Raw genomic sequence first — 14756 nt, forward strand, 5'->3', positions numbered from 1 at the left:
GTGATAGAGTGCCGCGAAACTTCCGGACATTCCCGCGTCCGTTCGAACCACACGAGGATTCATGCCACTGTTCGACCTCCCTCTCGACCAGTTGCGTCGCTACGCGCCCGTGGTGGCCGAACCGGCCGACTTCGACGCGTTCTGGCAGACGACCCTCGTGGAGGCCGAGACCCGGCCGGTCCTGCTCGACGTACGGCCGGAGCCGACCGACCTACGGCTGGTCGACTCCTGGGACGTCACCTTCGCCGGCTTCGGCGGTGACCCGGTCCGGGCCTGGTATACCCGTCCCGCCGGAGTGGCCGAACCACTGGCCACGGTGGTGGAGTTCACCGGCTATGGGCGCGGGCGCGGCCTGCCGCACGAGCGGCTGACCTGGCCGGTGGCCGGCTACGCGCACCTGCTGATGGACTGCCGAGGGCAGGCCGGCCAGCACGGCGGCGGGGACACTCCCGACCCGGGGCAGGGGACGGCCGGCGGCCCCTGGCCGGTGACCTGGGGCATCCTGACACCCCACGGTTACCACTACCGTCGGCTGATCACCGACGCGGTCCGGGCGGTCCGGGCGGCGCGCGCCCTGCCGGGTGTCGACCCCGACGGGGTCGTCGTGGCCGGCAACAGTCAGGGTGGCGGCCTCGCCCTCGCCGTGGCGGGGCTGGTGCCCGATCTCGCCGCGGTGCTCACCACGGCCCCGTTCCTCTGTCACATCGAGCGGGCCATCGAGATCACCGACGCCGCCCCGTACGGTGAGATCGTGCGCTACCTGGCCGTCAATCGGGAGGCGGAGACGGCGGTCCGCCGGACGCTGTCGTACGTCGACGGCGTCACGTTCGCCCGCCGGGCCACCGCTCCCGCGCACTTCGGGATCGGGCTGCGCGACCCGGTCTGCCCGCCCAGCACCGGCTTCGCCGCCCACAACCAGTACGGCGCCGCCAACGGCCGGCCCGGCTCGCCAGAGCGCGAGCTGCACGTCTACCCGTTCAACCAACACGAGGGCGGGGAGGCCGTACACGTGCGGCGCCAGTTGCGGTGGCTCGCATCGGTGCTGCCCGACCCGCGACGGCCCGCTCCGTCGAGCGGCCCGAGCGTGCCTGGCTCGCGCAGCCGGCCGGCCGAACGGTTGACCAGCCGTCCGTAGCCAGCGCCTACCCGGCCTGGGAGACGGTCGTGGCGGCCAAACGCCGCCACGACCCGGGCGAGATCTTTCGCAACGAGCTGTACCACTCCTACGCGCGTTGATGGTGGTCGGGCAGCGATGCCGAATCTCGTCGGCACCCCGCTGCCCGGGTCCACCGTTGCCGGTGGGCCCGGGCAGCGGCCGACCGCGTGCCCGACGGCCGAGAGCGGTGGCTCAGCCGCCGTTGGTCGGCCGGTAGCTGCGCGACCGGTGCACCAGCGCGACGGGGCTGGTCGCCCCACTCACCGCCGCCAGGAACTTCGGCCCCATCGCCGCCCGGGCCTGTACCGCCGGGTGCGTGGCGCCGAAGTTGTCGGGGTCCGCCTGCCCATCGGCGAACAGGACGTACGTCAGCACCGGCGCGCCGGCCGCGTTGAAGATGATCCCGGCCTCGTGCCGGGCGTCGTCGAACCAACCCGCCTTGGTAGCGACCCGGGCCCGCTCGTCGGACGACATGGTGCGTCGGATGCCGTCGGTGAAGGCGATCGGGGAACGCAACAGGTTGAGCAGGAAGGTCGTTGAGGACGGCGAGAGCAGGGTGCCGGCGACCAGCGCCCGCAACAGGTTGTGGGTCTCCCGCGCGGTGCTGGTGCCGAGGTAGAAGCGGTTCGGGTTGGCGACCGGCTCGACCTGGGTGTTGGGGAAGCCCTTGGCGACCAGGATCTGGTTGATTTCGGCGGCGGGGCAGACCAGGCCACAGAGCCGGACGGCGGTGTCGTCGGAGAGGGTCAGCAGCGTGGCGAGCGCGTGTCCCAGCGTCACCGAACTCGGGTAGGCGCTGTCGAGACCGAAGATGCCATCACCGCCGGGCACCACGATCGCTGCGGTGACCTCCACCCGTTGATCCAGCGTCAGCAGGCCCCGGTCGACCTTGTCCAGCACCGCGACGGCCACGGCGATCTTGTTGACGCTGTACGCCTCGACCACCCGGTCGGCCTTCTCCTGCACCGCCACCTGCGGCGCGCCGCCGACGCCCGCGACGCTGACGTACGCGTACCAGTTCCCGCCGGCCCGGCTCTTCTCCCGCTGATATGCGTCGGCCACCCGGCTCGCCGGGGTGCCGCCCTTCTTGTCCGATACGCCACTCGCGCCGGCTGGTGCCCCCATGGCCGGACCCGCCATCCCGAGTACGGCACCGGCTGTGGCCACCGTGCCGAGACCCAGCGCGGTCCTACGATTCAACCTGCTCGTCACGCGGTTTCTCTCCTGTCCCAACGGCCGATACGTCATCCGGCACCGGCGCACGAGGGCCCATACGCCAGCCACCGAACGCCGCCAGTGCCGTCCGGCCACCCTAGGTGAACCCGGGCGGCCCCGCTGTCCCTTTAGGACGCTGTTCGCCGAACCGGCGTTGCCTTCGAGGTCAAAACAGCGTCGAGGGCCCGACCGGCGCCGGCTCGGGCAGCGGCTCGACCTCGGGCAGGCGCGCCCGGATTTCGTCGTGGAACCGGCGGGCCAGCTCCGGGGCGTCCGTGTTGTCCGGGGTGTGCACGAACACCGTCGGCGACCGGCCCTCGCGCAGCCAGTCGGTCACCACGTCGAGCCACGGTTGCCAGCCCTCGACCGTCCGGGCGGGGTCGTCCCGGCCGAGGTACCGGACGATCGGCCGGTCGGTCAGCGCGCCGGTGCGCAGCGGGGTGCGCGGCTTGCGGGTCCACGCTTCCCGCTCCGCGTCGCTGGTCGGCGGGGTGCGGAAGAACGCGGTGGTGTCGAAGGGGATCCACTCCGCGTCGACTTTGCCGAGGGTCTCCTGCAACGTCCGGACCGCGCCGGGGTCGTCGAAGAACGCGGGATGGCGGACCTCCACGGCGTACCGGTGGGCGGCGGGCAGCCCGCGCAGGAAGCGGGCGAGCGCGGGTACGTCGGCGGGGCCGAACGAGCCCGGCAACTGGATCCAGAGGGCATGGGCTCGGGGCCCGAGGGGTTCGATTGCGTTCAGGAAGAGCCGGAGCTCCTCGTCGCCGCCGGTGAGCCGGCGCTCGTGCGTGACAACCTTCGGCAGCTTGAGCACGAACCGGAAGTCGACGTCGGTCTGCCGGGCCCACGACGCCACCGTCTCCCGCGCCGGGGTTGCATAGAAGGTGGTGTTCCCCTCGACCGCGTTGCACCAGCCGGCATAGGCGCGCAGCCGCTCGTGCGCCGGCAGCGGGTGGGCTACAAAGCGCCCCTGCCAGGACCGGTGCGTCCACATCGCGCACCCCACGTGCAGGCGCATCCGACCCTCCCGCCGCTCGACCGCGCGGACGCGACCCCGCGCTGCGGGTACGGTATCCGGTCCGACGATCGGACCCCGGACGTACCCCTTCGGCCCAGTGCCCGGCCCGGGTCCGTCGCCGACGGACCGCAGGTACGCCCGGCCGGTGTGCCCGCCGATCCGGTCGTACCGCTGGCCGACGATCTGCTGGGCGAGGACCGCCGCGGTCGAGCCGGTGGCACCGCGAGGGACGACCGTCAGGCGGGCCGGAAGGAGTCGCGGCTGGCGGGCGCCGCGTGCTTGATCATGAGGTGCCGGGTGACGGAGTACTCCGCGACCGCCTCCTGGCTCATGTCCTTGCCGAAGCCGGAGCCCTTCACGCCGCCGTGCGGTGCCTCGGAGGCGATGGGCAGGTGGTCGTTGATCCAGGTGACGCCGACGTCAAGGCGGTGGCTGACCCGCAGGGCCCGCGCGACGTCGCGGGTCCACACCGACGATGCCAGCCCGTACTGGCTGTCGTTCGCCAGCCGCACCGCATCGTCCTCGTCGTCGAAGGGGAGCACCACGACCACCGGTCCGAACACCTCGCCCTGCACGATCTCGCTGCGCTGCGCGGCGCCGACGACCAGAGTGGGCGGGAAGAAGAAGCCGGGACCGTCCACGGGCGAACCACCGAACGCGACGGTGGCGCCCTCGGCTGCCGCGCGGGCCACGAAACCCGCCACCCGATCACGGTGATCGGCCGAGATGAGCGGGCCGATGTCGGTCTCGGTCGACCAGGGGTCGCCGGTGCGTACCTTCGCCAGCGCGGCCTCAAGCGCGCCGACCGCATCCTGGTAGACCGACCGCTGGACGTAGACCCGGGTGGCGGCGGTGCAGTCCTGACCCGAGTTGTACGTCGCGCCCATCGCCACGCCGGACGCCATCTCGGGCAGGTCGGCGTCGTCGAAGACGATCGCCGGGGCCTTCCCGCCGAGCTCGAGGTGCACCCGCTTGAGACCGGCCACCGCGCCGCTCATCACCTCCCGCCCGGTCCGGGTCGATCCGGTGACGCTGACCATGTCCACGCCCGGATCCGCGACCAGGGCCGCCCCCACGTCGGCGCCACCGGTGACGACCTGGACCAGACCCGCCGGCGCACCCGCTTCCTCGACCAGTCTGGCCAACGCCAGGGTGGTGCGGGGTGTCTGCGGCGCGGGCTTGATGACCACCGCGTTGCCGGCCGCCACGGCCGGGCCGATCTTCCAGATCGCCATGATCAGCGGGAAGTTCCAGGGTGCGATCGAGCCGACGACACCGACCGGCCGGCGCACCAGCAGCGACGTGTAGCCGGCAGACAGCGTGCCCGCGCCCGTCCCGTCCAGCGAGCGCGCCGCGCCGGCGAAGAAGCGCAGGTTGTCCACGCCGAACGGCAACTCACCGCCGCGCATGACCGACGCCGGCTTGCCGGTTTCCTCCACCTCCAGCCGGGTCAGTTCCTCGGCGTCCCGGTCGACGAGGTCGGCCAGCCGCAGCAGGACGCGCGAACGGTCGGCCGGGGTGGCGTCCCGCCACTGTTCGAACGCGGTCCGCGCCCGGGCCACCCGCTTCGCGATGTCTCCAGTCTCCGTATCCGCGATCTCGCCGATGACGGCACCGGTCGCCGGGTTGGTCAGTATGGCCACGGTCGCTCCTCAGCTGTTGAAACCGACACCGAACTTGTCCAGGAGTCGCAGCCACGGCCCCCGGCGCCCGTCGCGGGCGTCCGCTGCGGCGAGCGCGCGACGGGTCATCTCCACCACCGGGTACCGCAGCGGCTCCGGCGGAAAGGGCACCGGTCGCCGCCGCACCATCCGCAGCCGGGTCCGTTCGGTCTCCCGCCCGGCCAGCAGGTCCAGTGCCACCTGCGCGCCGAAGCGGGACGCGGCCACGCCGAGGCCGGTGTAGCCGACGGCGTAGGCGATCCGCCGGTCGCGGGTGGTGCCGAACATCGGGGTGAACCGGGTGGTGGAGTCGATCGCTCCGCCCCAACGGTGGGTGAACCGGACCCCGTCGAGCTGGGGGAACGTCTCCGTGAAGTGCTGGGCGAGCAGGCGGTGGGTGGCATCGCGTTGGTCGAGGGCCGCGTCCACCCGGTTACCGAACGAGTAGATGGCGTCGTAGCCGCCGAACAGGATCCGGTTGTCGTCCGTGAGGCGGTAGTAGTGGAACTGGTTACCGGCGTCGGTGACGCCCTGCGCCTCGGGCCATCGCAGCTCGCTCCGCTGTGCGTCGCTGAGCGGTTCGGTCACCAGGACGTAGTCGTAGACCGGCAGGATCCAGTGCCGCAACCGCCGCAGCGGCGGGGGATAGGCGTTGGTGCCGATGACCACCCGGTGACCGCTGATCCGACCGCCGGCCGTACGCACCACGACGCCGCTGCGGGACCGGTCGAATCCGGTGACCCTGGTGTCCTCGTGGATCGTGACCCCGAGCGACTCGGCGACGCCCGCCAGCCCCCAGGCCAGCCGGGCCGGGTCGACCAGGCCGCCAGTGCCGCGCAGTCGTACGCCCGCTAGGTACAGGGGTGAGGCCACGTCGGCGCGCACCTGCTCGGCGTCGAGCAGTGTCACGTCGTCGCCGTACGCCCGGTGCAGCTGCGCCAGGGCGGCGAGTTCGGCCACCTGGTGGGGGGCGACCGCCACGGTGGTCTTGCCGCAGAGCCGCAGGCCCGTGTCGATGCCGCAGCGCCGCACCGTCTCGGCGATCGCGGCCAGGTTCTCCCGGCCGAGGCGGACGAGCGACTCCATCTCGCCGGGCCACTGTGACACGCCGTGGGACAGGCCGTGGGTGAGCGAATCGGAAATGAACCCGCCGTTGCGCCCGGATGCGCCGAAGGCGACCCGCTCGGCCTCCAGCAGCACCACGTCGGCGGCGGGATTGTCCTGCTTGGCCAGGATGGCCGCCCACAGGCCGGTGAACCCGCCGCCGATCACCACAAGGTCGGCGGCGTGCGCGCCGGTCAGCCGTGGCCGTGGCTGCGGCCGCTCGGGACGATCCGTCCAGAAGACCGCCGGTGCCGCGTCGGCGAGGGCTCGCTCCACCCTCGCCGACGCCGCCTGGGCCGAGCCGTTCCCGGCCCCTGGTGGGGCATACCAGTTCGTCAACGACGGGCCCCGGCCGGCCTGGCCAACCGTTCGATCGCGTCGGCGGCCTGCCGCAGGCCGTCCGCGGCCCGGATCTGTGCGCCGTGCTCAGCGAGCCGCTTACGTAGGTCCTCGTCGCCCAGCAGGCGCTCGATCGCCCCGTGCAACTGCTCGTCGGTGAACCGGTACGGGTCGAGGCGCACCCCGAAGCCGAGCTCGTCGACCCGCTGCGCGTTGTCGTACTGGTCCCAGAAGAGCGGCAGCACGATCATCGGCTTTCCGAAGTGGAACGCCTCGGTCGTGGTGTTGTTTCCGCCGTGGGTGATGACCAGGTCGGCCTGGGGGATGATCTTCGTCTGGGGCAGGAACTCGGCGCCCCACATGTTGTCGGCGAGCTCGATCTCGGCGTGCAGCGGGCCCTTGGAGACGATGTAGCGGTGCGGCGTCTTGGCCAGCGAGTCGATGACCCGCCGCATCAGCTCGACGTCGGCCGAGCCGAGCGAGCCGAGGCTGAAGTAGATCAACGCCCCGTCCCGGTCGGCGAGCTCCGCCGGCATGGTGAACTCCTCGTCGGTCTCGCGTACCGACGACTCGAGTCGTTGCCAGGTCGGGCCGAGCGGCCGGGGGTCGGTGTAGTCGGCGATGCCCGGATAGACGTAGAGGTTGAGGTCACCCTCGTGGATGAACTCGAGGTCGGGCAGGCCCGGCGCGCCCTGTTCGCGCACCCAGGCGTCGAACTCCTCCCACACCGGACGGTGGACGCGGTCGTACTCGGCCTGGAACTCCGCCCACCGCGACCGGTCGGCGGCCGGGTAGCCGGAGAAGACGGGGGCGACGTCCGGGCCCTTCATTTCCAGCGGGTTGCAGGAGACGATCCGGACGAAGGGCACGCCGGCGGTGTTGAGCGCCGGGAAGGCGACCACGTTGTCCTCGACAATGATGTCCGGCCTGACCCGGTCGATGATCTCCAGCAGCCTGGGCTGGCAGTACCTGGCGCCGTTGATGAGTTCGACCCACACCGGCTTGACCCAGGTGTCCAGCTGCTCGATCGTCGGCTTGCGGAACTCGGGCGCGGTGTCCCGGATGAAGTCCTTCCAGAACTGGCCGGCGTCCTGTTCCTCGGCGTTCTCCGGCGGTGGGGTGAGGTCGACGAGGTCTTCCTCGAAGCCGAGCGCGGTGAGCTTGCCCCGCCACGACGCCTCGGCCGCGAACACCACCCGGTGTCCGCGTCGGCGCAGCACGTCGCCGATGCCGATGCAGTTGTTGGTGGGGCCGTACGCGCTCTCGGGCATGAACAGGACCGTCAGCTGAGACATCACATCTCCCGGGGGTGACTGTTGAATCGAAATTCAACAAGCTCCCCGCTCGGTCGTCAATACGCAGGCACTATGGTGTTAGGGAGAGTTTGACGTCGTACCTCGGAGCGGTGCCCCATGAAAACCCGCAAATCCCGTGCCGAGCGACGGCAGGACCTGATCGAGGCCGCGCGCCGGGCGATGCTGCAGCACGGGACCGACACGGTGCTGCTCAACCAGGTGGCCGAACAGGCGGGTCTCACCTCCGGCGCGGTCCTCTACCACTACCCGGACCTGCGGGACCTGCTGCTGGAAGCGCACCACGCCGGCATGGAGCGCTTCTACGAGCTGCGGGTGAAGAAGATCGCCGACCTCTCCGATCCGGTGCGGAAGCTCGTGGTGACCATCCGCTCCGGCCTACCCACCGACGCCGAGGACGCCGACGTGCGCCTGCTCTGCGAACTTGGCGGGGCGGCCGGCCGCAACCGGGTCTACGCCGCCCTGCTGACCACGCTGTACGACCGGCAGGTCTCCATGTACCAGATGATCCTCGAAATCGGCGCGGCCCAGGGCGTGTTCGCCCTCGCCGCGGACTCGCAGGCCATCGCCCGCAACCTGGTGGCGCTCGAGGACGCGTACGGCTACCGGATCGTCGCCCGACACCCGACCCTGCACGCCGCCGAGGCGGTCGAGCTGATCCTGTCGTACGCCCGGCTGGTGACCGGCAACCCGCTGGACGTCCCCGAGGAGCCGGCCAAGCGACCACGCCCCCGCAAGGCCACGACCTGACGTCCACACCGGTCGCGGCCGGCGGTCCGATGCGGACCGCACGGCCGGTGTGGGCGGGGCGGACCTCGTCGATCCTGCCCGCCATCGGCGGCTCAGGCCCCGTCGAGCAGCACCGCGTCGGCGACCGACCAGTCCACCCGGGTCTTGTCGCCGAGTCCCACGGAGGTCGCGCCGGCGACCGTGGCCAGCAGCGGCCGGTCGAGCCCGGCCACGTCCACCGCGATCCGGGTGGTCCCGCCGAAGAAGGTCACGTCGCGCACGACCCCGACCAGGCCGCCGTCGGCGCCCAGCCGGACCCGCTCGGGGCGCACCGCCAGGGTCGCCGTGGCCCCGACGGCGTCCGGCGAGGTGGGACAGGGCAGCACACCGACGTCGGGCACCCGCAGGCCGTCCGCGGTGACCACGCCGGCGATCAGATTGTTCGCCCCGATGAAGTCCGCCACGAACAGGTCGCCGGGCCGCTCGTACAGCGGCACCGGCGCGTCGATCTGACGCACCCGGCCCTCGCTCATCACGGCGATCCGGTCGGCCAGCGACATGGCCTCCTCCTGGTCGTGGGTGACGACCACGAAGGTGATGCCGACCTCGTGCTGCAACCGCTTGAGCTCCAGTTGCATCTCGGCGCGCACCTTCTTGTCCAGCGCGGACAGGGGCTCGTCGAGCAGCAGCAGCCGGGGACGCTTCACGATCGCTCGGGCCAGCGCGACCCGTTGCCGCTGGCCACCGGAGAGCTGGTGGGGCCGGCGGCGGGCCAGGCCGGTGAGACCGACCGTGTCGAGAACCGCCTCCACCCGCTCGCGGATCTCGCCCTTCGGCAGCCGCTCGCGCTCCAGCCCGTACGCGATGTTCCTGGCCACGGTCATGTGCGGGAACAGCGCGTAGGACTGGAACATCAGGTTGACCGGTCGCCGGTGCGGTGCAATGGCGAGCAGATCGGCGCCGTCGAGGGTCACCGACCCGCTGTCGGGGTGCTCGAAGCCGGCGAGGATCCGCAGCAGGGTCGTCTTGCCGCAGCCGCTCGGGCCCAGCAGGGCGAAGAACTCGCCCTGGCGGATCTCGAGACTCACCTGCTCCAGCGCCCGGACGTCGCCGAAGCGTCGGCTGACCGACTGGATGCTGACCAGGGGCTCCTCGGCGTGGTGCTCGCTCAAATCGACTCCGTAAGGCGGGACAGGCGCTGGGCCGCGATGACGAACGTGAAGCTGACTGCCAGCAGCAGCGTGGCCAGGGCGTTGATCTCGGGAGTGACGCCGAAGCGCACCATCGAATAGATCACGATGGGCAGCGTCGGGTCCTGCGGACCGGCGGTGAAGAAGGCGATGACGAACTCGTCGATGGACAGGGAGAAGGCCAGCAGCGCCCCGGCGATGATGCCCGGGGCCAGCGACGGGATCGTGATCCGGACGAACGTCTGCAGCGGGGTGGCGCCCAGGTCGCGGGAGGCCTCCTCCAGCGACCCGTCGACGTGAGCCAGCCGGGTGCGTACCACGGCCGCGACGAAGGCCGTGCCGAACACCGTGTGCGCCAGCAGGATCGAGTGCAGGCCGAGCGTGAACTGAACCGCGGTGTAGAAGGCGAGCAGGCCGATGGCGAGCACGATGTCGGGCAGCACCGCGGGCGCCACCGCGATCGCGTCGAGCAGCTTCGACCTGGTGTACCGGGCGAGCCCGACGGCGAGCAGGGTGCCGAGCACCGTCGACAGCGCGGTGGCGCCGGCTGCGACGATCAGCGTGTTGATCAGCCCTTCGCGCACCGCCGAGTCGGCGAACAGCCGCCCGTACCAGGCGGTGCCGAACCCGTCCCACCGGTATGGGGTGTCGGCCGTGTTGAAGGACATGATTACGAGGACCGCGATCGGCAGGTAGAGGAAGACGTACGTCAGGCCCGCGGGCAGGTAGAGCCAGCTGAATCTACGCACGGTTGCCCCCTGCCAGCCGTCGGGCCGCCCACGCCTGCACCATGAGCAGCAGGACGAGCAGGGCGATCACGATGAGCGCGAGAGTCGAGCCGAACGGCCAGTCCCGCGCCTTGAGGAACTGGTCGCGGATGAGGTTGCCGACCAGCATGGTCCGACCGCCGCCGAGCAGTTCGGGGATCACGAAGTTGCCGAGGCTGGGCACGAACACGAAGACGCAGCCGGTCAGCACGCCGGGCAGGGTGAGCGGCAGGGTGACCGACCAGAACGTCCGGGCCGGGCGGGCGCCGAGGTTGGCCGAGGCCTCGCCCAGTTGCGGGTCGAGGCGTTCGATCGCCGAGTACAGCGGCAGGACCATCAGCGGTAGGTAGGCGTACAGCAGACCGCCGACGACGGCGCCGGGGGTGTAGAGCAGTTCCAGCGGTCGGTCGATGAGCCCGATTCCGGTCAACGCCCGGTTGATCACGCCCTCGCTGTTGAGCAGGATGATCCACGCGTAGGTGCGGATGAGGAAGTTGGTCCAGAACGGCAGCACCACGAGGACCAGCGCGACCGTGCGCCAGGTGCGGGGGAGCCGGGCGATGAAGTACGCGGTCGGATAGCCGAGCAGCAGCGCCAGCAGCGTCGTGATCCCGGCCAGCTTCACCGAGGTCCAGACCACGCCGAGGTAGAGCCCGTCCGCGACGCGGGTGAAGTTCTCCGTCGAGGCCTCGTAGACGATGCCGCCGAAGCGGCCCCGGTGGAAGAGCGTGTAGCTGAGTACGAGCGCGAGCGGCACCAGCATGAAGACGATCAGGTAGCCCAGCCCGGGTCCGAGGGTGGCCAGCCGCCCGACGAGTCGCTCGCGGCGGGCGGCACGCCGCCCGCGCGGACCGACGTCCGCCCGGGCGGCGCGTTGAGGGGTCAGTGTCGAACTCATCTAACTGGCCGACACCTCGGTCGCGATCCGGGTGTAGACCGGCGCGGCGTCACCCAGGTCGACCGGCACCTCCTGCTTCAACAGGTCGGCCGGGGTGATCTTCAGTTGCGGGTGGGTCTCCAGCAGCTTGGCGTCGACCTTGGCCATGGCGGCGCCGTTCGGCACCTTGTAGAGGATGTTCTCCGCGGCCCAGGAGTGGTTGTCGGGGTCGAGGACGTAGTTGATGAAGGCATGCGCCGCCTCCTTGTTCTTCGACGTCTTCAGGATGACCATGGTGTCCACCCAGAGGTCGCTGCCCTCCTTGGGCACCACGAACTTGATCTTCGGGTCGTCGGTGGGGCACCAGCCGTCCCACGCCTCTACCAGGGCGGCCTCGCCCGACTTGAGCCGGTCGCCGAAGGTGGTGTCGTCGTAGGCCAGCAGCGACTTCTTCGCCGTGACCAGCTTCTGCTTCACCTGCTCCAGCTGCTCGGCGTCGGTGGTGTTGGCCGAGAAGCCGAGCGTCTTCTGCGCAGGGAGCATGAGCCACCGCTCGGTGGCCATCATGGTCACCTTCTTGGCCAGCTGCGGCCTGGGCGAGAGCAGGTCGTCCCAGCTGTCCGGGGTGTAGCCGGTCAGGTCCGTGCGGTAGCACAGGCCGGTCGTGCCCCAGGTGTACGGCACGGAGTATTTGTTGCCTCTGTCGTAGGCCAGCTGCCCGGCCTCCGGGTAGAGGTTCTTGAGGTTGGGCACGAGGTCGGCGTGGATCGGCTCCAGCAGGCCCTGCTCGGCGAGCGCCTGGGCGAACTGCCCGGACACGAACGCGACGTCGATGCCGCTGTCCGCGCCGGCGGTCAGCTTCGCCATGATCTCTTCGTTGGTGGCGTGCTTGGTGACGGTGACCGCCGGCCCCTTCGCCGCCTTGAACTTCGCGGGAAGGTCCTCCGGCATGTAGCCGTCCCAGTTGGAGACCGTGAGCTTCTGCTTGCCCAGGTCGGCGTTCGGGTCGAGCATATCCGGGCTCGCGGCGCCAGCGTTGTCGGCGCCACCGCCGCACGCCGCTACGGCGAGCACGAGGCCAGCGGCGAGGGCTGCCGGGACGGCGCCACGCCGGGCTCTTTTCAACAGTGACACTCGGTACTCCTGTCGGGAGTCGAGACAGTGAACCGGAGTGTTGCAACGAGAGTCAACGTGCGCAAGACTCATGCTGCCTTTTGCAGCCGAGTTTTACGTCGGAAACTGAACTTGGATTCAACACACGCCCGAGTGCCCCCCGGTGCCTCCGCCGCGCTCGTCGACGCCATCGCCACCGGTGGCGCCGCAGCCGGTCTGCGAGTGCGCCGCCTCGTTCCGCTCGCCGCGGGGCCCCTCGAGGAACGGCTGATCACCGTCGACCAGACCAACACCTCGGTCGTGGTGGGCGAGCGGGTGGTGGTGAAGTGGATGCGGCCCGCGACCGGCGGCGAGGTACCCGGCCGGGCTCCCCACCTGCTGGCTCATCTGGCGGCCACCGGCTTCACCCGCACGCCGACGCCGTACGCGGCCGTCTACCGCGACGGGGCGGAGACCGGCCTGGCAGCGGTCGTGACCGGCTTTCTGCCGGACGCCGCCGACGGGTGGGACTGGTGCGTCGACGCCCTGCTCGACCAGCTCGACGGGGGACCGCCGGCCGACCTGGCCGGTGACCTCGGGGTGCTGGCCGCGGAGCTGCACTGCGCCCTGGCCACGCCGTCCGAGACGATCCCGGCGCCGGTCCAGGTCAGCCACCGCGACTGGGCGGCCGACGGCCTGGCGGTCCTCGACCAGGCGCACCGGCTCACCGCTGCCGCCGACGACGATGAGGCCTACTGGTTCGCCGCCCGGGTGCCCCGGCTCGCCGCCGACATCGAGCGGTCCCGCGAGGTGGACCGGGCGTACGTGATCCAGCCGCACGGCGACCTGCACGTGGGGCAGGTCCTGCGGTGGCGGGGCGGGCTCGCCGTGACGGACTTCGACGGCAACCCGACCCTCGCGGCGCCGGGCGGTGGCCCCCTCACCGAGCCGGCCGCGCGGGACGTGGCGCAGCTGCGCACCAGCCTGCTGCACGTCGGGCAGATCGCCAACCGGCGCACCGAGGACCGACACCGATCGGCCGTGACCGACTGGTGCGAGCGGGCGGGCGACGAACTGCTCGCGGCGTACCTCCGCATCCTGGACGAGCGCGGTATGGCGTACCTGTTCGACGAGCGGCTGCTGCGGCCGTTCGAGGTCGAGCAGGAGTGCCGCGAGCTGTGCTACGCCGCCCGTTTCCTGCCCCGCTGGCGGTACGCCCCGATGGGTGTGCTGCACGGCTGGTACGACTGACCGAGGAGCCTGATGGACCCGCGCCTGTTCCTGGCCGACCTGGAAGCCAAACCGGAGTCGCTGCGCCGCCTGGCCGCGGTGCTCGCCGACGGCGACGTGTGGCACGGACTTCCCGATCCGAGCGAGCGGGTGCTCCTGCTCGGCATGGGCAGTTCCCGCTACGCGGCTGAGATGGCTGCGCTGCGGTTGCGCGCCGCGGGCGTCGACGCGGTCGCCGAGTACGCCTCGGCCGCCAGCAGCTATCCACCCGGACCACGGACCCTGGTGGTTGCCATCTCGGCCACCGGGAACAGCCAGGAGACCCTCGACGCGGCGAGCCGCTACCAGGGGTCGGGCCGGCTCGTCGCGCTGACGAACGCGCCCGACTCGCCGCTGGCCGACGCCGCCGACCTCGTCGTCCCGATGCACGCCGGGGCCGAGACCGGCGGGGTGGCGTGCCGAACCTTCCAGCACACCCTGGTGCTGCTGCTGGACCTGGTGGCCCGGCTGGCGGCGGGGCGGGACGTCGTGAATCTCGGCCGGCGGGACGTCGTCAACCTCGCCCGGCGCGCCGCCGACGCCACCGAGGACCTGCTCGCCCGCCGTGACGCCTGGCTGCCGGCGACCGCCGATCTCCTGGACGGCCCGCACGGCGTCCACACCCTCGCACCGGCCGAGCGGCTCTCCTCCGCGTTGCAGTCGGCGTTGATGGTCCGCGAGGGCCCCCGCCGTCCCGCCGTCGGATGCGAGACCGGTGACTGGTCGCACGTCGACGTCTACCTCACCAAAACGCTTGACTACCGGGCGGTGCTCTTCCCCGGCTCCCGGTACGACGCGCCGGCGCTGGACTGGCTGCGACAGCGGAAGGCCACCGTGCTCGCCGTCGGCGCCGAGGTGGCCGACGCCGCGGCGGTGCTCCGCTACCACGGCGACGACGACCCCGGCGTGCGCCTGCTTACCGAGACGCTCATCGCTGAACTCGTGGCCGCCCGGTGGTGGGCCAGCTCCTGAAGCCAAGATCAGCTCCGTCCGGCCGTTCCCTTAATGGCCAACGAAGTTCTTGAC

Annotated in this window: 13 protein-coding genes; 4 read left to right on the forward strand and 9 right to left on the reverse strand. The window is 71.3% G+C overall.

The window, feature by feature from the left end:
- Window positions 1-61 precede the first annotated feature (61 nt).
- A complete protein-coding gene (locus tag AB0C02_RS15165; protein ID WP_357548485.1) occupies window positions 62-1135 on the forward strand; it encodes an acetylxylan esterase in 1074 nt (357 codons plus the stop codon).
- 213 nt (window positions 1136-1348) lie between these two features.
- Here AB0C02_RS15165 and AB0C02_RS15170 read toward each other — a convergent pair whose 3' ends face one another.
- The 5 genes from AB0C02_RS15170 to AB0C02_RS15190 form a co-directional block, all read right to left on the reverse strand.
- Window positions 1349-2281, reverse strand: a complete 933-nt coding sequence (locus AB0C02_RS15170; protein ID WP_357548487.1) for a serine hydrolase — start codon at window positions 2279-2281, stop codon at window positions 1349-1351.
- A 256-nt stretch (window positions 2282-2537) separates the two neighbouring features.
- Window positions 2538-3365: a DUF72 domain-containing protein gene (locus AB0C02_RS15175; RefSeq protein ID WP_357548629.1), complete on the reverse strand. Its 828-nt coding sequence runs from the start codon at window positions 3363-3365 to the stop codon at window positions 2538-2540.
- A gap of 260 nt (window positions 3366-3625) precedes the next feature.
- Window positions 3626-5032: an aminobutyraldehyde dehydrogenase gene (locus AB0C02_RS15180; RefSeq protein ID WP_357548488.1), complete on the reverse strand. Its 1407-nt coding sequence runs from the start codon at window positions 5030-5032 to the stop codon at window positions 3626-3628.
- A 9-nt stretch (window positions 5033-5041) separates the two neighbouring features.
- Window positions 5042-6430 carry an FAD-dependent oxidoreductase gene (locus AB0C02_RS15185; protein WP_357548489.1) on the reverse strand — a complete coding sequence of 463 codons (1389 nt, stop codon included), beginning with the start codon at window positions 6428-6430 and terminating at the stop codon, window positions 5042-5044.
- A 59-nt stretch (window positions 6431-6489) separates the two neighbouring features.
- Entirely contained in the window at window positions 6490-7788 is a 1299-nt protein-coding gene (locus tag AB0C02_RS15190) for a glycosyltransferase (protein ID WP_357548490.1), read from the reverse strand.
- A gap of 117 nt (window positions 7789-7905) precedes the next feature.
- On the opposite strand from AB0C02_RS15190, the gene AB0C02_RS15195 reads away from it, so the two are divergent.
- Window positions 7906-8556, forward strand: coding sequence for a TetR family transcriptional regulator (locus AB0C02_RS15195; RefSeq protein WP_357548492.1), 651 nt, complete (start codon window positions 7906-7908; stop codon window positions 8554-8556).
- A 92-nt stretch (window positions 8557-8648) separates the two neighbouring features.
- On the opposite strand, the gene AB0C02_RS15200 is transcribed toward AB0C02_RS15195, so the two are convergent.
- Genes AB0C02_RS15200 through AB0C02_RS15215 form a run of 4 tightly spaced genes read right to left on the reverse strand, consistent with a single transcriptional unit; the run spans window position 8649 to window position 12503 of the window.
- Complete coding sequence (locus AB0C02_RS15200; RefSeq protein WP_357548494.1) at window positions 8649-9707, reverse strand: ABC transporter ATP-binding protein; 1059 nt, start codon at window positions 9705-9707, stop codon at window positions 8649-8651.
- Window positions 9704-10474, reverse strand: coding sequence for an ABC transporter permease (locus AB0C02_RS15205; RefSeq protein WP_357548495.1), 771 nt, complete (start codon window positions 10472-10474; stop codon window positions 9704-9706). The genes AB0C02_RS15200 and AB0C02_RS15205 overlap by 4 nt, the downstream gene beginning before the upstream one ends.
- Window positions 10467-11390 carry an ABC transporter permease gene (locus tag AB0C02_RS15210; protein WP_357548499.1) on the reverse strand — a complete coding sequence of 308 codons (924 nt, stop codon included), beginning with the start codon at window positions 11388-11390 and terminating at the stop codon, window positions 10467-10469. The genes AB0C02_RS15205 and AB0C02_RS15210 overlap by 8 nt, the downstream gene beginning before the upstream one ends.
- Window positions 11391-12503: a spermidine/putrescine ABC transporter substrate-binding protein gene (locus AB0C02_RS15215; RefSeq protein ID WP_357548501.1), complete on the reverse strand. Its 1113-nt coding sequence runs from the start codon at window positions 12501-12503 to the stop codon at window positions 11391-11393. It abuts the gene before it with no gap.
- Window positions 12504-12635: 132 nt separating this feature from the next.
- Here AB0C02_RS15215 and AB0C02_RS15220 point away from each other — a divergent pair, with 132 nt between their 5' ends.
- Window positions 12636-13712 (forward strand): hypothetical protein, encoded by a 1077-nt coding sequence (locus AB0C02_RS15220; protein WP_357548502.1) that lies wholly within the window; start codon window positions 12636-12638, stop codon window positions 13710-13712.
- 12 nt (window positions 13713-13724) lie between these two features.
- Window positions 13725-14702 (forward strand): SIS domain-containing protein, encoded by a 978-nt coding sequence (locus AB0C02_RS15225; protein WP_357548503.1) that lies wholly within the window; start codon window positions 13725-13727, stop codon window positions 14700-14702.
- Window positions 14703-14756: the final 54 nt, after the last annotated feature.

The sequence above is a fragment of the Micromonospora sp. NPDC048999 genome (assembly GCF_040649295.1).
Classification (GTDB): domain Bacteria; phylum Actinomycetota; class Actinomycetes; order Mycobacteriales; family Micromonosporaceae; genus Micromonospora.

Coding starts and splice junctions, on each gene's coding strand:
- AB0C02_RS15195 (WP_357548492.1), top strand. CDS start 7,906: ATGAAAACCCGCAAATCCCGTGCCGAGCGACGGCAGGACCTGATCGAG.
- AB0C02_RS15165 (WP_357548485.1), top strand. CDS start 62: ATGCCACTGTTCGACCTCCCTCTCGACCAGTTGCGTCGCTACGCGCCC.
- AB0C02_RS15225 (WP_357548503.1), top strand. CDS start 13,725: ATGGACCCGCGCCTGTTCCTGGCCGACCTGGAAGCCAAACCGGAGTCG.
- AB0C02_RS15190 (WP_357548490.1), bottom strand. CDS start 7,788: ATGTCTCAGCTGACGGTCCTGTTCATGCCCGAGAGCGCGTACGGCCCC.
- AB0C02_RS15210 (WP_357548499.1), bottom strand. CDS start 11,390: ATGAGTTCGACACTGACCCCTCAACGCGCCGCCCGGGCGGACGTCGGT.
- AB0C02_RS15170 (WP_357548487.1), bottom strand. CDS start 2,281: ATGGGGGCACCAGCCGGCGCGAGTGGCGTATCGGACAAGAAGGGCGGC.
- AB0C02_RS15175 (WP_357548629.1), bottom strand. CDS start 3,365: ATGTGGACGCACCGGTCCTGGCAGGGGCGCTTTGTAGCCCACCCGCTG.